This window comes from Chryseobacterium sp. StRB126, from assembly GCF_000829375.1.
GTDB lineage: Bacteria > Bacteroidota > Bacteroidia > Flavobacteriales > Weeksellaceae > Chryseobacterium.
In genome coordinates this window covers 5,082,213-5,101,765 of sequence record NZ_AP014624.1, presented here as the reverse complement: position 1 = coordinate 5,101,765, position 19,553 = coordinate 5,082,213, and the positions used below count along the sequence as shown (strand labels likewise).

General features: G+C 35.5%; 18 protein-coding genes. 12 read left to right on the top strand and 6 right to left on the bottom strand.

Features of this window, described 5'->3' with window-relative positions; all coding sequences use genetic code 11:
• Positions 1 to 208 precede the first annotated feature (208 nt).
• Positions 209 to 943, top strand: coding sequence for an SDR family NAD(P)-dependent oxidoreductase (locus CHSO_RS23070; protein WP_045501161.1), 735 nt, complete (start codon positions 209 to 211; stop codon positions 941 to 943).
• Positions 944 to 1,263: 320 nt separating this feature from the next.
• Positions 1,264 to 2,109, top strand: coding sequence for a mechanosensitive ion channel family protein (locus tag CHSO_RS23065; protein ID WP_045501160.1), 846 nt, complete (start codon positions 1,264 to 1,266; stop codon positions 2,107 to 2,109).
• Positions 2,110 to 2,186: 77 nt separating this feature from the next.
• On the opposite strand, the gene CHSO_RS23060 is transcribed toward CHSO_RS23065, so the two are convergent.
• On the bottom strand, positions 2,187 to 2,732 hold the full coding sequence (locus CHSO_RS23060; protein WP_045501159.1) for a hypothetical protein: 546 nt from the start codon (positions 2,730 to 2,732) through the stop codon (positions 2,187 to 2,189).
• Between the two features lie 212 nt (positions 2,733 to 2,944).
• Between CHSO_RS23060 and CHSO_RS23055 the strand changes: the two genes are divergently transcribed.
• Together CHSO_RS23055 and CHSO_RS23050 are read left to right on the top strand one after the other, a co-directional pair.
• Positions 2,945 to 3,517: a Crp/Fnr family transcriptional regulator gene (locus tag CHSO_RS23055; protein ID WP_045501158.1), complete on the top strand. Its 573-nt coding sequence runs from the start codon at positions 2,945 to 2,947 to the stop codon at positions 3,515 to 3,517.
• Positions 3,518 to 3,782: 265 nt separating this feature from the next.
• Positions 3,783 to 5,051: an adenylosuccinate synthase gene (locus CHSO_RS23050; protein ID WP_171817682.1), complete on the top strand. Its 1,269-nt coding sequence runs from the start codon at positions 3,783 to 3,785 to the stop codon at positions 5,049 to 5,051.
• Positions 5,052 to 5,117: 66 nt separating this feature from the next.
• On the opposite strand, the gene CHSO_RS23045 is transcribed toward CHSO_RS23050, so the two are convergent.
• The 3 genes from CHSO_RS23045 to aspS form a co-directional block, all read right to left on the bottom strand.
• The gene (locus tag CHSO_RS23045; RefSeq protein ID WP_045503247.1) at positions 5,118 to 5,546 is read right to left on the bottom strand and encodes a bleomycin resistance protein; all 429 of its coding nucleotides are present in this window, start codon (positions 5,544 to 5,546) and stop codon (positions 5,118 to 5,120) included.
• A gap of 61 nt (positions 5,547 to 5,607) precedes the next feature.
• On the bottom strand, positions 5,608 to 6,222 hold the full coding sequence (locus tag CHSO_RS23040) for a hypothetical protein (RefSeq protein WP_045501156.1): 615 nt from the start codon (positions 6,220 to 6,222) through the stop codon (positions 5,608 to 5,610).
• Positions 6,223 to 6,275: 53 nt separating this feature from the next.
• The gene (aspS, locus tag CHSO_RS23035; RefSeq protein ID WP_045501155.1) at positions 6,276 to 8,030 is read right to left on the bottom strand and encodes an aspartate--tRNA ligase; all 1,755 of its coding nucleotides are present in this window, start codon (positions 8,028 to 8,030) and stop codon (positions 6,276 to 6,278) included.
• A 184-nt stretch (positions 8,031 to 8,214) separates the two neighbouring features.
• On the opposite strand from aspS, the gene CHSO_RS23030 reads away from it, so the two are divergent.
• Together CHSO_RS23030 and CHSO_RS25510 are read left to right on the top strand one after the other, a co-directional pair.
• The gene (locus CHSO_RS23030) at positions 8,215 to 9,609 is read left to right on the top strand and encodes an MATE family efflux transporter (RefSeq protein ID WP_045501154.1); all 1,395 of its coding nucleotides are present in this window, start codon (positions 8,215 to 8,217) and stop codon (positions 9,607 to 9,609) included.
• Positions 9,610 to 9,823: 214 nt separating this feature from the next.
• Positions 9,824 to 9,943: a 30S ribosomal protein THX gene (locus CHSO_RS25510; RefSeq protein ID WP_084221053.1), complete on the top strand. Its 120-nt coding sequence runs from the start codon at positions 9,824 to 9,826 to the stop codon at positions 9,941 to 9,943.
• A 60-nt stretch (positions 9,944 to 10,003) separates the two neighbouring features.
• On the opposite strand, the gene CHSO_RS23025 is transcribed toward CHSO_RS25510, so the two are convergent.
• Together CHSO_RS23025 and CHSO_RS23020 are read right to left on the bottom strand one after the other, a co-directional pair.
• Positions 10,004 to 10,660: a DUF937 domain-containing protein gene (locus CHSO_RS23025; protein ID WP_045501153.1), complete on the bottom strand. Its 657-nt coding sequence runs from the start codon at positions 10,658 to 10,660 to the stop codon at positions 10,004 to 10,006.
• Positions 10,661 to 10,868: 208 nt separating this feature from the next.
• Entirely contained in the window at positions 10,869 to 11,378 is a 510-nt protein-coding gene (locus tag CHSO_RS23020; RefSeq protein ID WP_045501152.1) for a DUF2480 family protein, read from the bottom strand.
• A 146-nt stretch (positions 11,379 to 11,524) separates the two neighbouring features.
• Between CHSO_RS23020 and lpxB the strand changes: the two genes are divergently transcribed.
• From lpxB to CHSO_RS22990, 6 genes are all read left to right on the top strand, one after another.
• A complete protein-coding gene (gene lpxB, locus CHSO_RS23015) occupies positions 11,525 to 12,628 on the top strand; it encodes a lipid-A-disaccharide synthase (RefSeq protein WP_045501151.1) in 1,104 nt (367 codons plus the stop codon).
• 33 nt (positions 12,629 to 12,661) lie between these two features.
• Complete coding sequence (locus CHSO_RS23010; RefSeq protein WP_045501150.1) at positions 12,662 to 13,753, top strand: glycoside hydrolase family 99 protein; 1,092 nt, start codon at positions 12,662 to 12,664, stop codon at positions 13,751 to 13,753.
• A 138-nt stretch (positions 13,754 to 13,891) separates the two neighbouring features.
• Positions 13,892 to 15,670: a ComEC/Rec2 family competence protein gene (locus CHSO_RS23005; protein ID WP_052480700.1), complete on the top strand. Its 1,779-nt coding sequence runs from the start codon at positions 13,892 to 13,894 to the stop codon at positions 15,668 to 15,670.
• Between the two features lie 146 nt (positions 15,671 to 15,816).
• Positions 15,817 to 16,479 carry a succinate dehydrogenase cytochrome b subunit gene (locus tag CHSO_RS23000; RefSeq protein WP_045501149.1) on the top strand — a complete coding sequence of 221 codons (663 nt, stop codon included), beginning with the start codon at positions 15,817 to 15,819 and terminating at the stop codon, positions 16,477 to 16,479.
• Positions 16,480 to 16,494: 15 nt separating this feature from the next.
• Positions 16,495 to 18,507 carry a fumarate reductase/succinate dehydrogenase flavoprotein subunit gene (locus tag CHSO_RS22995; protein ID WP_045501148.1) on the top strand — a complete coding sequence of 671 codons (2,013 nt, stop codon included), beginning with the start codon at positions 16,495 to 16,497 and terminating at the stop codon, positions 18,505 to 18,507.
• Between the two features lie 24 nt (positions 18,508 to 18,531).
• Complete coding sequence (locus tag CHSO_RS22990; protein WP_045501147.1) at positions 18,532 to 19,299, top strand: succinate dehydrogenase/fumarate reductase iron-sulfur subunit; 768 nt, start codon at positions 18,532 to 18,534, stop codon at positions 19,297 to 19,299.
• Positions 19,300 to 19,553: the final 254 nt, after the last annotated feature.

The window sequence follows — 19,553 nt, the reverse complement described above, 5'->3', positions numbered from 1 at the left end:
TTATAGCTCTATTTTAAATATACTGTTTGTTAATGGGACTTGAGTGTATATTAATGAGTATTCAATATCAATGCTGTCATTCTGAATGAAGCATGGCGTAATGAAGAATCTCATGAAAACATTTTTTTATTATCAAAACGTTATAATGTATAAATTCATTTGTTGCTATCGGTAAAAGTAATATTCAATAAAAAATTATCTTTGCCCCATGAATCAAAACACAAGCAAAACGGTTCTCATTTTAGGAGCCAATTCAGATGTAGCAAAACAGAGCATTATCCAATACCTTGAAAAAGGATTTTCTGTAATGGCGGCTTCCAGAAATACCAAATCACTGGAAGATTTTATGAGATCCAATAATCTGGATCAGAATAAAGTGACGGTGCTATATTTTGATGCTGCAGACTTTGATTCTCATCAACAGTTTTATAACGAACTTGCTGTAAAACCTCATATTGCTGTATATTCCGCAGGTTTTCTTGTGGATAATCAAAAGGCTTTGAGAGATTTTAAAGGAGCCAAACAAATGATGGAGGTTAATTATATGGGCGGAGTGTCTATTCTAAGCATTATTGCTATGGATGAAAGCAATAAAAACCTGGAAAGAATCATCGGACTATCTTCATTATCCGGAGTAAGAGGAAGAAAAAGTAATTTTGTGTATGGAAGTACTAAGGCTGCTTTCACCCAATATCTTGCAGGATTAAGACAAGAGCTAGCGTCCAGAAAAATAACGGTTAATGCTTTGGTGATAGGGTATATCCGAACAAAGATTAATGAAGGGTTAGAACTCAATGAATCCTTAATTATGGAACCAGATTATGTAGCGAAATATATTGTGAATGCCGGAAATGGCTTTACAATTGTTCCTAATTTCAAATGGAAAATGATTTATCATATCCTTAGGCTTTTACCAGAAAGCTTAGCGGCAAAATTGCCATAATTCTTTAATTTTTGCTGTTCAAAATTAATTTTAAGGAAAGATTTTTTCTCTGAAATGAGACTTCGGTATTTTTTTTGTAATGATAGCCTCGAATTATTCTTCCTGGCAAGATTCAATTTCTAAAATAATCATTGAGTAAACAGAAATAATCTGTTCTGCTTTCAGCCTATTGTAATGCATATAATCATTGATTTTAACTTCCAAAGAGTTAAGGTTGATCTTTTTTGAAAAAAAATATGCTTTCTATTCAGATTCATTTTAAAATTTTGCATTACAGGGAAGAATATCTGTAATGATATATAAAAATAAGCAGTATAAAAATGGACGATTTACAATTGAACAGCATTCAAAAACATTGGGATACCTTAATAACTTCAGCTATTTCATGGGCTCCGAGAATCTTTACTGCAGTTATTTCTGCATTATTGATTTATCTGATCGGGTCATGGATGATAAGAATGATTAAGAAACTTGTTGCAAAAGGTTTCAGAAAACGTAATATGGAAGCTTCTTTACAGCACTTCCTTCTAAATATTATCAATTGGGGACTTAATATTCTTCTCTTCATAGTAGTGGTTACTCAATTAGGAGTACAAACCTCAGCCTTTGTGGCGATGATTGGTGCTGCAGGTTTAGCTGTAGGTTTGGCTTTGCAGGGTTCTCTGACAAACTTTGCAGGTGGAATTCTGATTCTGTTATTAAAACCATTTAAAATAGGAGATTTTATTTCTACCAATTCCGGAGTTTCCGGAACAGTAGAGGCCATTGATATTTTCCACACAAAACTAATTACTCCACAGAATCAATTAATCATTATTCCTAACGGGGTGGTTTCCAATAATAGCATTACCAACTTTACACAGTTAGGAACAAGAAGAACATCATTGGATATCGGAGTTGCTTATGATGCTGACCTTAAACAGACAAAAGAAGTTCTGATGAGAGTAATTCAAAAGAATCAATATGCTCTTTCTGAGCCGGCACCCCAGGTAGTGGTAACAGCACTTGGTGATAGTGCAATTAATTTATCAGTGAGAGTGAGTGCTACTACAGAAAACTTCTGGAAAATGAATGAAGATCTTATCATTGATTGTAAAGAAGCCTTAGATCAGGCCGGAATCGGAATCCCTTTTCCACAGAGAGATATACATGTTTACAATAAATAGTTATCTGCCAAGATTTAAAATTATAAAAAAACTCCTGTATTACTTCAATGCAGGAGTTTTTTATAAGATATTATTCTTTATTTTTCTTGCTTTGAGTATTGTTCAAGGAAACTTGTGAAAGTTTTATAATCTCTTTCCTTAAAATCACTTTCAGAAAAAACAAAATTGAGGTTGCTGTTAATAATACTCAGAATAAGGTATTGATCAACGAATTTATAGCTGGTTTTACTCCATACACTGCCTATTGTACTCAATGAATTCTCGATAGTAATATTATCTTTATCAAGAATTATAAAACTGGCATTCTCATTTTTTTGTTTAAAATCATTGATCTGCTCTTCCATGGATTCATAGAACTTCTTTTTACGTGTGAAATACTGATAAAGAAGTAAGAAAATGTAACCAAGAAAAATAACTCCCGCATATCTAAAGATAGTAGAAGCAGGATTGTTCTGAATAAAATTTAAAGAGGAAAATCCAAGTGACAGAAATAAGATAGCATAAAATATTGCTTTTTTAAGTTCTGTAAATCCTTGTTTCCATGTGTAGTGAAAGAAAAATTTTTGATGTTCTCGTTCCCTATTTTCATCAAAAGGAACTTCCAGTTTAATAGATTCATTCATTAGTTAAAGTTTTGAGAGTAAAAGTATAGAAATTAATCAATATTCTATTCTTTACTTCAATGTCTTTACCATACAAATCTCCTTTCCTAAAAAGGTTTCAAGCTGTTTTTTCAGGTTATTATGAGCTGTCAATTTGTTTTTTACCAAATGGCAATTGTTTTTACATTCTACTTTTATACCTTTATCTTTCCACAATCTGCGGATAAAATAATATGGAAGAACTTTTTAATTACATCAAAAAATTTGGATTGCTGAATGCACAGGATGAACTTCTGATTGCAGAAGGTATCCAGGAAATTTCTGTGAAGAAAGGTGAAATTTTTGTAGAAGCAGGAAAAGTAAGCCAGAAAATAGCTTTTGTAAAGAAAGGAGTATTTCGTTCTTTGTATTATAACAAGGAAGGAGATGATTTTACCCGTTATTTTATCTATGAAGGTCGTTTTATTGGCGATTTCCAGGGGTTTACAGATCAACTTCCTGCCCATGAATACATAGAAGCCATTACAGATGCTGTTTTACTTGTTATTGATCTCAGTCATTTTAAAGTATTAGAGAAAAAAATTACGATCTGGCCTGTTTTATTTGCCAGAATTCATGGGTTTGTGGCTGAAAATAAGCTTAAAGTGGCAAGCATTATGCTCAATCAGGATGCAAAATCCAGATATATTCACTTTCTCAACCATTATCCGGGGCTTGCTAATAGAGTTCCACAGTCTATGCTGGCTTCTTACCTTGGTGTGACGCCTTCATCGCTAAGCAGAATCAGGAGGAATATTAATGAGTAATGAGTAATGAGTAATGCAGCTCCAACAAAATAAATTATCTACAAATTGTAAATATTCAATAGGAACGAGCTTTAGCCCGTTCTATCATTTTAAAAGCCTTCCATTGGCTTTAGCCAAAACCTAGTCAATACGTCTCATATTAAAACAAACTCTCGCCTCATACTTGTAAGTAATTCTCCTCTACATTCACACAAATACGTTTTTGTCAAATGGCAATGGTCTCTTTTTCAAACTGCCATAGCTTTGTCCTATGAAAAATAATTATATGGATATTGTATTAGGACTTCAGTGGGGAGATGAGGGAAAAGGAAAGTTTATTGATCTTATCAGTGAAAATTATGATATTGCAGCCCGTTTCAACGGTGGCTCGAATGCTGGGCATAGCATTGAAAGAAACGGGAAGAGAATCACCCTTAAAATGATTCCTTCGGGAATTTTTATGCAAGGGGTTCAGAATGTTATTGGGACAGGAACTGTTCTTGATCCGATAAGTTTTAAAAATGAAATTCTGAATTTAAAAAAGTTTGATGAAACTCTTCAGCCGGAGAAGAATCTGATTATTTCTAAAAAGGCTCATTTTGTATTGCCTACTTATAAACTTTTGGATATTTTCATGGAAGAAAGTCCAGCGTATACAACCATAGGAACAACAAAGAATGGTATTGCTCAGGCATATTCAAGTAAAATTTTAAGACAGAATGTAAGAATCGGGGATATATATTCATCGGATTTTCAGGAGAAAGTAGAGCGTATTCTAGAGAGAGATTATCAATTTTTGTCTGAAGGTGGGATGGAATTACCCTCTTTACAATCAATTCGTGAAGAGTTTTTTGATTCGGTGGAGTTTTTAAAGCAATTCAATTGTACAGAAACAGAATTATTCCTGAACAAAGCGATGTCTGAAGGAAAGACAATCTTGGCAGAAGGATCACAGGCTGCTTTATTGGATATTGATCATGGTACTTATCCTTATGTAACTTCCTCTTCAACTACTGCTTCAGGAGCTTGCAGCGGATTAGGTATTTCTCCTAAAAAAATCGGTGAGATTTATGGGATTGCCAAAGCATATTGCACAAGAGTAGGAAACGGAATATTCCCAACAGAACTTTTTGATGAAATGGGTGAGGAGATCAGAACAAAAGGAAATGAATTCGGATCCAATACAGGACGACCTAGAAGAACCGGGTGGTTGGATCTTCCTGCTTTACGATATGCTGTAATGATTAACGGGGTTACTCAATTAGTTTTGACTAAAGCGGATGTTTTAAGCGGATTAAAATCTGTAGCAGTCTGTACTCATTATGAATTGAAAGACGGAACTATTGAAACGAATGCCGGAACACTTCCTGAAAATGCAAAACCGGTATTCAAATGGCTGGATGGCTGGAATGCTGATTTTTCAGTGATTAAAGAGCTTTCTGCACTTCCAAAAGAGTTAAAAGATTTCCTTACTTTTCTAGAAACAGAATTGGAAATTCCTGTGGGATATCTTTCTACAGGGCCGGGAAGAGAGCAGATTTTGAAAATGAAATAGTAATAAAAAACGGGAAGTAAATATTTCCCGTTTTTATTTTTTTGACAATGCAAACAATATATTGTATTACTGTGACTGCTCTCTGTATTCCCGTTCACCCAAATATTGTTGAAATCTTAAAAGGTAACCATCCGGATCCTGAATTAATAATTCTCTTACTCCTTCTTCCTGATCATTTATTCTGTACCATTCTTCTTTCGGTTCTCTAAAGTAAGAAAGATTGTGTTCTGTGATTTTTGCGATAATAGTATTCAAGTCGCTTACTTCAATTTGGAAATTAATTCCCCTCCCTCTTGGAAATGAGAGGCTACCCGTTATCCATGCATCAGGATGATCTTCCTCAAGCATAAATTGAGAGCCTTCGTAGGAAATGAATACAAACCGGTCTTCTTTTCTTTCAAACTCTATGGTAAACCCAAGCTGCGTCACATAAAATAATTGAGACTGATGGAGGTTGCTTACAAGTAATTCCGGGGTTAATTTATTGAAATCCATATTTACAATTGCTGTTATTATAAAAATAGCGGGGTAAATGCCCTGCTTCAAATTTATGCTTTTACATCTTATCATTTTGTATTTCCCAGCTTTGTAAAAACTCCAGATCTAGATAATAATTGGTAGGAATGTATTTATCGAAGTAAACTTTTGTTGAGGTATATTGCTGAAAAATTTCTTTTAATGTAATCTTGTCAATATTGGTATAAGCAGTAAGGAATAGAGGAGTGTCATCTTTCGTATATTCAACGGTTATTTTTGTTTTTACAAATTCAATACCAGATTTGTTATAGAAAATATTGGCATAATCATTTTGATCTTTACCGACTCCAAAAACATAACTTTCTATCATCGAGTGGATTAAATCTATATTTTCAAAGATTTTGTGACGTTTTATATCTTGAATCACAATTTCTTTATTAAAATTTTCAAGCGGATATCCTTTTTCACTTTCAATAGTGGAATGAATATAATAGTAAATGGGAGCAATAATGAGAATTCCAATTATAAAATATCCTGCTTTAAAATCTAAACTACTTTCATATTTTGAATAACCGATTCCATGAAAAAAGAAAAATAGACCAATGAACCAGAGAATGGTCATTGCAATTGTCCATGGTGTCCATTTTTTGTTTTTGGAAAGTGGAGTACTTGTTTTTTCCTCTGATTTATTCATGTATTAGGGTTTTTCATGGTATAAAAAAGCGGGGCAAATACCCCGCTTTAAATTTATGCTTTTAAATTTAATTTTAACTCTAGTTCATCGAGCTGTGCATCAGCAATGGAAGCCGGTGCATCAATCATAACATCACGCCCGGAATTGTTTTTAGGGAATGCAATATAATCTCTGATTACTTCATTTCCATCCAGGATAGCTACTAAACGGTCAAACCCGAATGCTAAACCACCGTGTGGCGGTGCTCCGAATTTGAATGCATTCATTAAGAATCCAAACTGAGCTTCTGCTTCTTCTTTTGAGAATCCTAGCAGGTCAAACATTTTAGATTGAAGATCTCTGTCAAAAATTCTGATAGATCCACCTCCAATTTCATTTCCGTTAAGAACCATATCGTAAGCGTTAGCTCTTGCTTTACCCGGATCTGTTTCCAATAAGTGAATATCTTCAGGTTTTGGAGAAGTGAAAGGGTGGTGCATAGCGTGGAATCTTTCAGAGTCTTCATCCCATTCCAATAGAGGGAAGTCAACAACCCAAAGTGGTGCAAATACATTTCCTTTTCTTAATCCTAAACGGTTACCAAGCTCCATTCTCAATGCAGAAAGCTGTGCTCTTACTTTGTTTTCGTTTCCAGAAAGAATCAACATTAAGTCTCCTTCTTTAGCCCCGAATTTTTCAATGATCTTTGCTAAATCTTCTTCGTTGTAGAACTTATTTACCGATGAAGTTTTCACACCATCATTCTGGAATTTAGCCCAAACCATACCTGAAGCTCCGATCTGTGGACGTTTTACCCAATCCACAAGCTCATCAATCTGCTTTCTTGTATAGTCTGCACATCCTTCTACATTAATTCCGACAACCAATTCAGCTTCATCAAATATCTTAAAGTCTTTTCCTTTTACAAGCTCATTAAGTTCTACGAATTCCATTCCGAAACGAATATCCGGTTTGTCATTTCCGTACTTTCTCATTGCATCAGCAAAAGTCATTCTTGGGAAATCTCCAAATTCCTGACCTGTAATATCCTTGATAAGAGTTTTAGTCATTCCTTCGAAAACGTTCATTACATCTTCCTGCTCTACGAAAGCCATTTCACAGTCGATCTGTGTAAATTCCGGCTGTCTGTCGGCTCTTAAATCCTCATCACGGAAACATTTTACGATCTGGAAATATTTATCCATTCCACCTACCATCAAAAGCTGCTTGAAGGTTTGTGGAGACTGTGGTAATGCATAAAACTGCCCCGGGTTCATTCTGCTTGGAACCACGAAATCTCTTGCTCCTTCCGGAGTAGATTTAATCAAAACAGGAGTTTCCACTTCAATAAAACCTTCATCAGATAAATAATTTCTTACTTTCTGAGCCATTTTATGACGGAAGATCAATTTATCTTTTACCGGATTTCTTCTGATATCCAGGTAACGGTATTTCATTCTTAATTCCTCTCCACCGTCCGTTTCATCTTCAATAGTGAAAGGAGGAAGCTGAGAATCGTTCAGGATGGTTAGTTTTTCAACTAAAAGTTCAATTTCTCCTGTAGGAATATTAGGATTCTTACTTACCCTTTCAATAACTTTTCCGGTAGCCTGAATAACAAATTCACGGCCTAATTTTTTAGCTTCTTCCATCAGTTGTGCAGAAGAACGCTCCTGGTCAAAAACCAGCTGGGTAATTCCGTAACGATCTCGAAGATCTACCCAAATCATAAATCCTTTATCACGGATAGTCTGTACCCATCCAGATAGTGTAACTTCTTCATTCAGATTTTTCAGAGATAGCTCTCCGTTGGTGTGTGATCGAAACATAATTATTTGTTTAAAGTTCAATGTTTAAGGCTCTATTTTGAACCTTGATTTTTTCGTTGGCAAAGATAAGATTTTTGCAGGTTTTATAAATAAAAAAACTTCTGATTAATTTTATTGCCAATTGCTAAGGCATACTACAAAGCAGATTTGTATTTTTGAGAATATATAAATTATAATCAGAACAATGACTAAATATATTGACTTTTTTAAAAAAGCTTTTCGTGGAGAAGAAACTGATTTTACGAAGATAAATATCAGAAGTGCTGTTCTGCTTCTGGCTATTCCCATGATGTTGGAAATGGCGATGGAATCAGTGTTTGCATTAGTAGACCTGTATTTTGTGGGACATCTGAAGGAGAGTGGTTTTGCCATTCAGACGGTGGGGCTTACAGAGTCTGTACTTTCCGTAATGTACTCCATTGCAATTGGGATGAGTATGGCGGCAACAGCGATGGTAGCGAGAAGAATTGGGGAGAAAAATCCGGAACAGGCCTCCCAAAGCGCAGCACAGGTATTGTTGGTTTCATTTGCAATAACACTTGTTTTAAGTGTTTTAGGTGTTGTTTATGCTGAAGAAATTCTGATCCTGATGGGATCAAGACCGGAGGCGGCTGCTTATGGAAAAGACTTTACGAGAATTATGATGGGAAGCAGCACAATCATTATGCTTTTATTCCTTATCAACGGGATCTTTAGAGGAGCAGGAAATGCGATGATTGCAATGAAAAGCTTATGGATTGCCAATATTGCCAACATTATTCTTTGCCCTGTTCTGATTAAAGGTTTTGGACCTATTCCTGCAATGGGCCTTACCGGAGCTGCTTTGGCGACTACTATTGGGCGAAGTATTGGAGTGATCTATCAGCTGTATCATCTTTTGGTGGCAGACACACAGATTAGGATTAAACTTCCTTATTTTAAAGCAGACTATAATTTAATTAAATCTATTGTAAAAATTGCAACTCCCGGGATTTTCCAATTTGTGATTGCTTCATGCAGCTGGATTTTTTTGGCAGAGTTGGTAGCAACTACTGGTGGCGAAAATGCTTCTGCCGGTTATCAGACAGCATTAAGGTTAATGATGTTCTTTATGCTTCCGGCTTGGGGATTAAGTAATGCAGCATCTACTTTGGTAGGGCAGAATATGGGAGCCAATGAAATGTTGAGAGCAGAACAATCTGTAATGAAAACAGTGAAGTATAATGTAATTTTTATGGTAATTGTAAGCTTGATATTTATTCTCTTTGGTAACTTTTTAGTAAGTTTCTTTACGCAGGAAGCAGAGATCAAGAATTTTGCTAAAAATGCACTTCACATCATGAGTATAGGTTTTATTTTCTATGGAATAGGAATGGTGATGATTAATGCTTTCAACGGAGCAGGAGATACCTGGACACCAACCTGGGTAAATCTTTTTGGATTCTGGCTATTCCAGATTCCTTTGGCTTATTTTCTTTCCAAATACCTGGAAATGGGACCAAAAGGAGTATTTATCTCCATTCCTGCAGCAGAGACACTGATTACAATTGTTGCTTTTATTTTGTTTAGAAAAGGAAAGTGGAAGACGATTAAGGTTTAAGAGAAAGGAAGCTGGAGGATGAAAGCTAGGAGTTTATGAAGATTAAAGTACAGATGATCATCTTTTATCTTAATTAAATGATCATATGAAATTAACGACTGGCAGAACTTCCCTCTTCCCGCCTTCAGCTTCCCTCATAAAACTAAATCCTTTAAACGATTGTATATAAGTCATATATTCCCTAAATTCGTAGTAACAACAAACACTTATTACTATGGGAAAGGGAGACAAAAAATCAAGAAAAGGGAAGATTCATTCCGGAAACTATGGAAAAAGGAGACCTAGAAAAGCATCGAAGTCTATTGGTGCACCAGAGGAAAAACCTAAAAAGTAATGACAATAAAAAAGACCGAAGAAAACTTCTCCGGTCTTTTTTTATGACAAATTAAATTAATTATTTTCCAAAAATATTTCCAAGGATGCTTCCTAGTCCGCCACCTTGTTGCTGTTGGTTTCCGCCGCCGCCGCCAAGTACGCTTCCTAAGATGTCATTCAAAGGATTTCCTGATGATTGAGCTTGTCCATTACCCAAAACACTTCCGAGGATGTCATTTAATGGGTTAGATTGTTGAGCCTGTGCCTGGTTAGAGGCATTTCCTAAGATTCCGCCCAAAAGATCACCTAAACCTCCTGCTCCAACATTGCTCTGTTGTTTTTGCTGGCCAATATATCCCATAACAACCGGTGCTAACATCGCAAGAATAGGTCCTATCTTATCAATTGAAATTCCTGTATTCTGTGATAACTGGTTTTCTACTGTGCTCTTTTGTCCACCAAAAATATGGTCAAGGATAGATCCACCCTCAGCCTGTCTGGCTTCAACTTGTGAAGGATCGTTTAAGATGCTTCCGTTATGATCTTTGTCTAAAGCACTGTTTAACGCCTCAGCTTCCTTGGCATCCTGAGATTTATTTCTTAGGTAAGAAATGATAAGAGGAGCGGCTACTGCTAATAAAGCTATTACCTGATTTCTATTGATTCCGAATTTGTTTTCAGCCTGTTCAGCAACCTGGTTGCTAGTGTTCCCTGTAAGGAGGTCTATTAAGCTCATTTTTTGTGTTTATTAAAGTATTAATTGACTCAAAGTTATCAAAAAATATGCCTCACAAAATTTTTTGGATTCATAATTATTGTTAAAGTTTTCTGATGGATATCTCAAAATGCTTTATTGTTGTGGAGTAGTAAGATAAGTCATCAACAAAAGAAATGCAAATGTTGAAAAATTGGCAGTTAATACACTATAAAGAATTGATTTGTTCTTAGTTTCTCACAATCGGAACATTAGAACATGCTTCTCCAAACATCAGAGATTTTACAATAGGTTTTAGCTGTTCTACCAATTCTATATAAGCATTTTCAGGAATTTCCTTATCCGAACATCCTTTTACCAGCACTCTTTTTCCTCTCATATCATCAAAATCATAGGTCTGGATAGCATTATGCATCAGAATAACTTCCAGATCCTCGCGGTTTCCAAACACAATTTTTTTGGTTACATCAGTTAGTTTAGCAGTCAGTACAAAATAAGCCCAAAGGGGGATAATGGTGTCTACAGAATTGTATATATAGATATATGAATCTTTATATTCTTCTACGTTGATAGCTTCTACCTTTTCTCGGAAATCTTTTTCCTTCAGGATCATTTCCTGAAAAAGGAAATCTTTAAGGTCAATACCTTTTCTTTCCCCTTTTGGAAGTAAAGTGGTAAGGTCAAAATTCACAAGGCCGCTTTCAGCAACTTTATTTCGGATTTCAAATTCTTCTGACATTTTTATCATTATCTTTGAACAAATTTACGAATTAAGATCAATATACATTTTAATTTGTTCTCTATCCTTACCATAGAAACTGCCCATGATTCAAAATATAGGCTGTTTCTGAGGGGTCATTAAAACAAATAAAGATTTCGGAAGAAATGAAATATTACATTATTGCAGGAGAAGCTTCAGGTGATCTTCATGGAAGTAATTTGATGAAAGCGCTTAAACAAAAGGATCCGGATGCGGAATTCAGGTTTTGGGGCGGTGATCTGATGAAAGCTCAGGGCGGAACACTGGTAAAACATTATCGTGATCTGGCATTCATGGGCTTTTTGGAAGTTGTCATGAATCTGAGAACCATTTTAAATAACATTAAATTCTGCAAAGAAGATATTCAAAACAATAGACCTGATGTTCTGATTTTGGTAGATTATCCCGGTTTTAATTTAAGAATTGCCAAATTTGCCAAGGAATTGGGAATTAAGGTGATTTATTATATTTCACCACAGCTTTGGGCGTGGAAAGAAGGGAGAGTAGAGATTATCAGAAAATATGTAGATGAAATGATGGTCATTCTTCCGTTCGAGGAAGACTTTTACAGAAAGCATGGGATTCATTCACACTTTGTAGGCCATCCTTTATTGGACGCGATCTCTGATTTAAAAGAAATCAGTATTGATGACTTTAAAAAAGAAAATGGATTGAACGAAAAAGAAATTATTGCACTTTTACCGGGCTCCAGAAAACAGGAGGTTGAAAAGATGCTTGAAATTATGCTTTCCGTAAGACCCCATTTTAAAAATTATCAGTTTGTGATTGCAGGAGCACCAAGTCTTCCCAAGGATTTTTATGAGAAATATGTGGATGATAATGTACACTTTGTGTCGAACAGAACGTATGATTTACTGAGATGTTCCAAAGCAGCTCTGGTAACTTCCGGGACTGCCACATTAGAAACGGCGCTGCTGAATATCCCTGAAGTGGTATGTTATCGTGGAAGTGCTGTTTCTTACGCCATTGCCAAAAGATTAGTTAAAAATATCAACTATATTTCATTAGTGAATCTTATCATGGATAGAGAAGTGGTGAAAGAACTTATCCAGAGTGATCTGAATACTAAGAATCTGGTGGATGAGCTTAATAAAATTTTAGAAGGAGGGAAAAGAGAACAGGTCCTGCATGACTATAGCCTTTTGAGAGAAAAGCTTGGAGGCAAAGGGGCCAGCGATCATGCGGCTGAGGTGATTTTAAAAACCTGACACCAATTCCGGAAATATAATTCCCTTATTACCATGAAACATCTAAAGAATTTTTTATTATTACTTGCCTGTACAATTTTTTCAATAAGTTTTTCCCAGGAAGAAACAATATCAAGAGATAAAGTGCAGATATTCTATTATGGCTGGTATGGAAACCAGAAAACTGACGGCGGCCTGCAGCATTGGAATCATGAAATTATTCCTCATTGGAGCAACCCTAAATGGAATAATCTCGGACATTACAAAGGAGGGGAAGATATTGGAGCTAATTTTTATCCTGAATTAGGAAATTATAGTTCCAATGATAAAACGATTATTGAGAAACACATGAAGATGATGAAAGAGGCTGGTGTGGGTGTTGTGGTGATAAGCTGGCTGGGGAAAGATTCTTTTACTGATAAAAGGGTGATGCAGTATCTGGATATTGCAGACCGTTTTCATTTAAAAATAGCCTTTCATATAGAGCCTTTCTATAAATCCGTTACAGAATTTAGAGATCAGCTTTCTTATCTTGTGAAAGCATATGCTCATCATCATGCTTTTTACAAAAAAGACGGAAAACCTTTGTATTATGTGTATGACAGTTATAAAATAGCTCCGGAAGAGTGGTCGAAATTGCTTTCTAAAAACGGAGAGAAAACAATACGTAATACAGAATTAGATGGCTATTACATTGGTTTATGGGTAGAGAAAAATGATTCAGCTTTTTTTGATACTTCCGGTTTTGATGGTTTTTACACTTATTTTGCCAGTGAAGGTTTTGTTTTTGGAAGCACAGCTTCTAACTGGAAGTATATGGCTCAGTATGCAAAAGATCATCATCTTATTTTTATCCCATGTGTGGGCCCAGGCTATTCAGATACAAGAATCAGACCTTGGAATGAAGCTAATTTTAAAAGCAGAGAAGACGGAAAATATTATGAAAGAATGTTTGATGCAGCTATTACAATTAATCCTGAATTTATAGGAATTACTTCATTTAACGAATGGCATGAGGGAACACAGATAGAACCTGCAATTCCTAAAAAGATAAAAGGCTTCATCTACGAAAACTATGGAAAAGATCCGTGGATGTACATCAAAGAAACAAAGCGTTTAACAGATAAGTTTTTGAAAGGAAAGTAAAACTTTTTATGCAAACGTAATTTCATAGGAAAAAAATAAGCGCCCTGTTAATCTCTTTAAAGATAACAGGGTGTTTTATTTAGTAATTACAGTAATAACAATGAACTGTTAAATTTCTTATCTTGGTGATATATTTAATTGGAATTGAATAAGGAACCCCTATTGATCTTAGTTATATGCTTTATCCTTGGAATTTTTTTTCAGGACTATTTCTTATTGGGAAAAGAACGGATGTATAGTGTGGCTATCATTGAAACTGGAATCTTAATTTCTATATTCTTCAATACTTATTTTTTACATAACACCAGGGTTATTTTGTTTGGGATACTTTTCTTCGGAATGGGTTTAGTTTTTCATTTCTTTAATAATCATTCTCCAAAAGCTAATACCTCTGCGAATAAAATGGAGACTGTTATTTTGAAAATTTCCCAGAAATTAAATTCAACAGAAAAATATAAAAAGTATGAAGGAATAGTTCGTTTAGGGAAAAAAAGTTTTAATTCAATTATTTATATTCCGAAAAACCATGAGGAATTAGATTATAAGAATTATTATAAAGCTGAAGCTTATATCACACAGCCCCGGCAACCCCAATACGATTTTCAATTCAATTATGCGAAATATCTGAAACGGAAGGACATTGACTATCAAATTTATCTTTCGAAAATTTTTTTTGCTGTTGAACGGAATGATTTGAGTTTTACTGAACAAATCCGCCAATACAGACTCAATGTCCTACAGAAAATAGATAAGACAGATATGTCCGGAACTACTAGGGCATTTTTGAAAGGAATTATTCTGGCAGATCGAACAGAAATGGATATGGACACTGTACAAGATTTCAACCGATCTGGGCTGGTGCACCTATTAGCCATTTCCGGAACTCATATTGTGATTATTTTCGGACTTTTTAATTTTTTAATGGTCCGTTGTATTCCTTTGAAATTCAGGAAGTATTCAATTATTTTAAGTTTGATTTTTATTTGGTTGTTTGCTTTATTTATCGGCTTCGGAAATTCGGTGCTGAGGGCATGTATCATGTTGTGTGTGTATTTTATTTTTGTTTTATTGCAGAGAAAGCCAGATTTGTTGCACTCGCTGGCATTGTCAGCATTTATTATTTTAATTCTTGACACTCAGCAGCTTTTTGATGTGGGGTTCCAGCTTAGTTTTTTGGCGGTATTAGGAATTTTTTGGTTGAATCAGCCACTTTTAAAATATTTTCCAAAAGCAGATAATTATTTAAAAAAACTGATCTTTAATACCATTACCATATCCTTGTCAGCTCAGTTGGTAACGCTTCCGTTGGTTCTGTATTATTTTCACCAATTTTCATTTGTTTCGATTGTTGCTAATGTGATTATTGTTCCTTTTTCTGAAGTGATTATTGTGTTTTCATTTTTGATGACTTTTCTTATTGCCTTTGGTCTGGATTTCAGTTTTATTAATCAATTGTATGATGGAGTTATACAAATACTTCTGAAGGTTATTCACTGGTTTGCCGGAGCAGATTGGGTATTTATTAAAAACATTCCGATGAATCTGATTGAAGTATTAGTCATATCAATAGCCATATATTTGTTAAGAGCATTGATTTTAAAAATAAACTTTAAAAATTCAATGAATTTCATAATCACTATTTTGGCATTCTTGGTGATAAGAATCGGATGTAATATTATTGAAAATCAGAAGGAAGAAGTACTTTTGCATTCCTTTAATAAGAATAAAATCATCTCCATAAAGAAAGGGAATAATGTCTGTTTTTGGATTCCTGATAGGGTAGGCAGAGAAAAGGTTTTACAATATATCATTGAACCTTATTGTTCTTCCAGAAGAATAGATCAATTTGAAATAAAACGGATTCCTTTTTCAACTAAAAAAATAGTTTTTGGAGATCAGATTTATGATGTGAAATAAAGATTTATGATTTTTTTGTTTTCCTTTATTAACAACGTATAAGGCTCTTATTTAGAAAGATTACAAACTGTCTAATTGTGAGATTTCTCACTTTTCGATATTGTTAACATTTCTTAATTTTGTGGGAAATTCAAATTTAAACTTATATGGCAGGTTTAACGAGTTCTACGATAGGTAGAAAATACGCTATGGCATTATCAGCTATGTTTTTGCTGATTTTTCTTATACTGCATTTGACAACCAATTTGTTATCAGTTCTAAACAGGGATGCATTTAATACAGCATCTGAGTTTATGGGCTATAATCCTTTTGTGCAGTTCTTAATGCAGCCTATTCTTGGTTTTGCAGTAATATTCCATTTTGCGATGGGATTTGTATTGGAGATCAAGAATAATAAAGCGCGTCCAGTAAAGTATGCATCCAACAATGCTGCTGTAAATTCTTCATGGATGTCCAGAAATATGATTATTTCCGGGGCAGTTGTGTTGGCTTTCTTGGCGCTTCACTTATATGATTTCTGGTTACATGAAATCAATTATAAGTATGTAGAGGGAATAGCTCCTGATTCAGAACGCTTCTGGCCAGAGCTTCATGAGAAGTTTGCTGATCTTTGGAGAGTTGCTTTATATGTGATCTCTTTTGTACTATTAGGCTTACACTTAGCTCACGGATTCCAATCTTCATTCCAGTCTATTGGAGCAAGACATCCAAAATACACGCCTGTTATTAAAGCTTTCGGAACATGGTATTCTATCCTTATTCCGGCAGGATTTATCATCGTGGCAGTTTTTCATTTTATAACTCAATAATATCAATATACTAGTATGAGTAAATTAGATTCAAGAATTCCAGCGGGTCCTCTTAAAGACAAGTGGAAAAATCATAAAGATCATATGAACCTTGTTGCACCAAACAACAGAGATAAGATTGATATTATTGTTGTAGGTACAGGTTTGGCAGGAGGTTCTGCTGCAGCTACTTTAGCTGAGCAAGGATACAATGTAAAAGCATTCTGCTACCAGGATTCTCCAAGAAGAGCGCACTCTATTGCAGCTCAGGGAGGGATCAACGCAGCTAAGAATTACCAGGGAGATGGTGACTCTACCTACAGATTATTCTACGACACCATTAAAGGTGGTGACTATAGAGCAAGAGAGGCTAACGTTTACAGATTAGCGGAAGTTTCTGCAAATATTATTGACCAGTGTGTTTCTCAGGGAGTTCCTTTCGGTAGAGATTACGGCGGTCAGTTAGATAACCGTTCATTTGGTGGGGTTCAGGTAAAAAGAACATTCTACGCAAAAGGACAAACAGGACAACAGTTATTATTAGGAGCGTACTCTTCAATGAGCCGTCAGATCGGTAAAGGAAGAATCAAGATGTACAACCGTCATGAAATGCTTGATCTGGTAATTGTTGATGGTAAAGCAAGAGGAATTATCGCAAGAAACCTTGTAACGGGTGAAATTGAAAGACACTCTGCTCACGCAGTAGTAATCGCTTCAGGAGGATACGGAAACGTATATTTCCTTTCTACCAATGCAATGGGATCCAACGTTTCTGCAGCTTGGAAAATCCACAAAAAAGGAGCTTACTTCGCAAACCCTTGTTACGTACAGATTCACCCTACTTGTATTCCGGTTCACGGAACTCAGCAGTCTAAACTAACTTTGATGTCTGAATCATTAAGAAACTCCGGAAGAATCTGGGTTCCTAAAAAGATTGAAGATTCAGTAGCGATCAGAGAAGGTAAATTAAGACCTGAAAATATTAAAGAAGAAGATAGAGATTACTATTTAGAAAGAAGATATCCTGCATTCGGTAACCTTGTACCGAGAGACGTTGCTTCAAGAGCAGCTAAAGAAAGATGTGATGCTGGATTCGGAATCGAAAATAATGATACTCAGGAAGGTGTTTACCTGGATTTCTCTACGGAGATCATGAAAAAAGGTAAAGAAGCCGCTATTGAAAAACATATTCACAATCCTACAGATCAGCAGATCTATGATCTTGGTAAGAGCTGGATTGAGGAGAAATATGGTAACCTATTCGTAATGTACGAAAAGATTACTGCTGATGATCCTTACAAAACTCCAATGAAGATTTATCCTGCAGTTCACTATACAATGGGTGGTGTATGGGTTGATTATAACCTTCAGTCTACAATCCCTGGATGTTTCGTTATCGGTGAAGCTAACTTCTCAGATCACGGAGCTAACAGGCTTGGAGCATCTGCATTGATGCAGGGTCTTGCAGACGGATATTTTGTATTGCCTTATACTATTGCAGATTACCTTTCTGCAGATATCAGAACAGGAGCAATTCCTACCAACTCAGCAGCGTTTGACGAAGCTGAAAAAGAAATTAAAGATAAAGTTGATTTCTTCATTAATAATAAAGGAACTCATTCAGTAGACCACTTCCACAAGAAACTGGGACACATTATGTGGAATAAAGTAGGAATGGGAAGAACTCCTGAAGGATTAAAAGAAGCAATCAAAGAAATTGAAGAAGTAAGAAACGACTTCTGGAAGAACGTAAAAGTTCCTGGTGAAGGAGAAGGAATGAACACTGAGCTTGAAAAAGCATTCAGAGTCGCAGACTTCCTTGAATTAGGACAATTAATGGCTATCGATGCGCTAAACAGAGAAGAATCTTGTGGTGGTCACTTCCGTTGGGATCACGCTACTCCGGACGGAGAAGCGGAAAGAGACGACGTAAACTTCAAATACGTTGGAGCTTGGGAATATCAGGGAGCAGATATCAACGCGGAAGTGTTGCATAAAGAGGAACTGATCTACGACAACATCGAGGTTAAAACTAGAAGTTACAAATAATCTCCAACCTATAAATATAACATTATGAGTGCAAAAAAAGGCTTACATCTTACGCTGAAAATTTGGAGACAAAAAAATAATAAATCTAAAGGTCAGTTTGAGACCTATAAAATATCAGATGTATCTACAGATTCTTCATTTTTGGAGATGTTGGATATCCTGAACGAAAATTTAATTAACGAAGGTAAAGAGCCTATCGCTTTCGATCACGACTGTCGTGAAGGAATCTGTGGTATGTGTTCTCTTTACATTAATGGTAGAGCCCATGGTCCTGATACAGGAATTACTACCTGTCAGCTTCACATGAGAATGTTCAAAGACGGAGAGACTATCGTTATTGAACCATGGAGAAGTGCTGCTTTCCCTGTTATCAAAGACTTAATGGTAGACAGAAGCGCATTCGACAGAGTAATGGCAGCAGGTGGTTTCATCTCTGTAAACACTTCTGGTAATACATTGGATGCGAACGCAATTCCTGTTCCTAAAGAAGATGCAGACAAAGCGATGGATGCTGCTGCTTGTATCGGATGTGGAGCTTGTGTGGCTACATGTAAAAACGGATCAGCAATGCTATTCGTTGGAGCTAAAGTTTCTCAGTATGCATTACTTCCTCAGGGTAGAGTAGAAGCTAAGAGAAGAGTTCTAAACATGGTAAAAGCTATGGATGAAGAAGGATTCGGAAACTGTTCAAACACTGGAGCTTGTGAAGTTGAATGCCCTAAAGGTATTTCTCTTGAAAATATCGCAAGAATGAACAGAGAATACATGTCTGCTCTTGTAGATCAAGGATAGAATTGATTCAAAATACTTAAAAATCGTCCTCGTTCCGGGGACGATTTTTTTTATATCTACAGTTTGGCTGTTAAAGTTTGTTAACTTATTAATAGATCTTAGGTTTACTTTGCTGAATAAGTATATATTTGGAGGGCAGTTGAATGATGTGAATAACACATTATTTTCATTGTTTTTCACCAGTAAAAAATTGATAGAGAAAGCAATTGAGGTCTCGCTTTTTATTGGTGGTAATAAAATTTTTAAAAAAAATT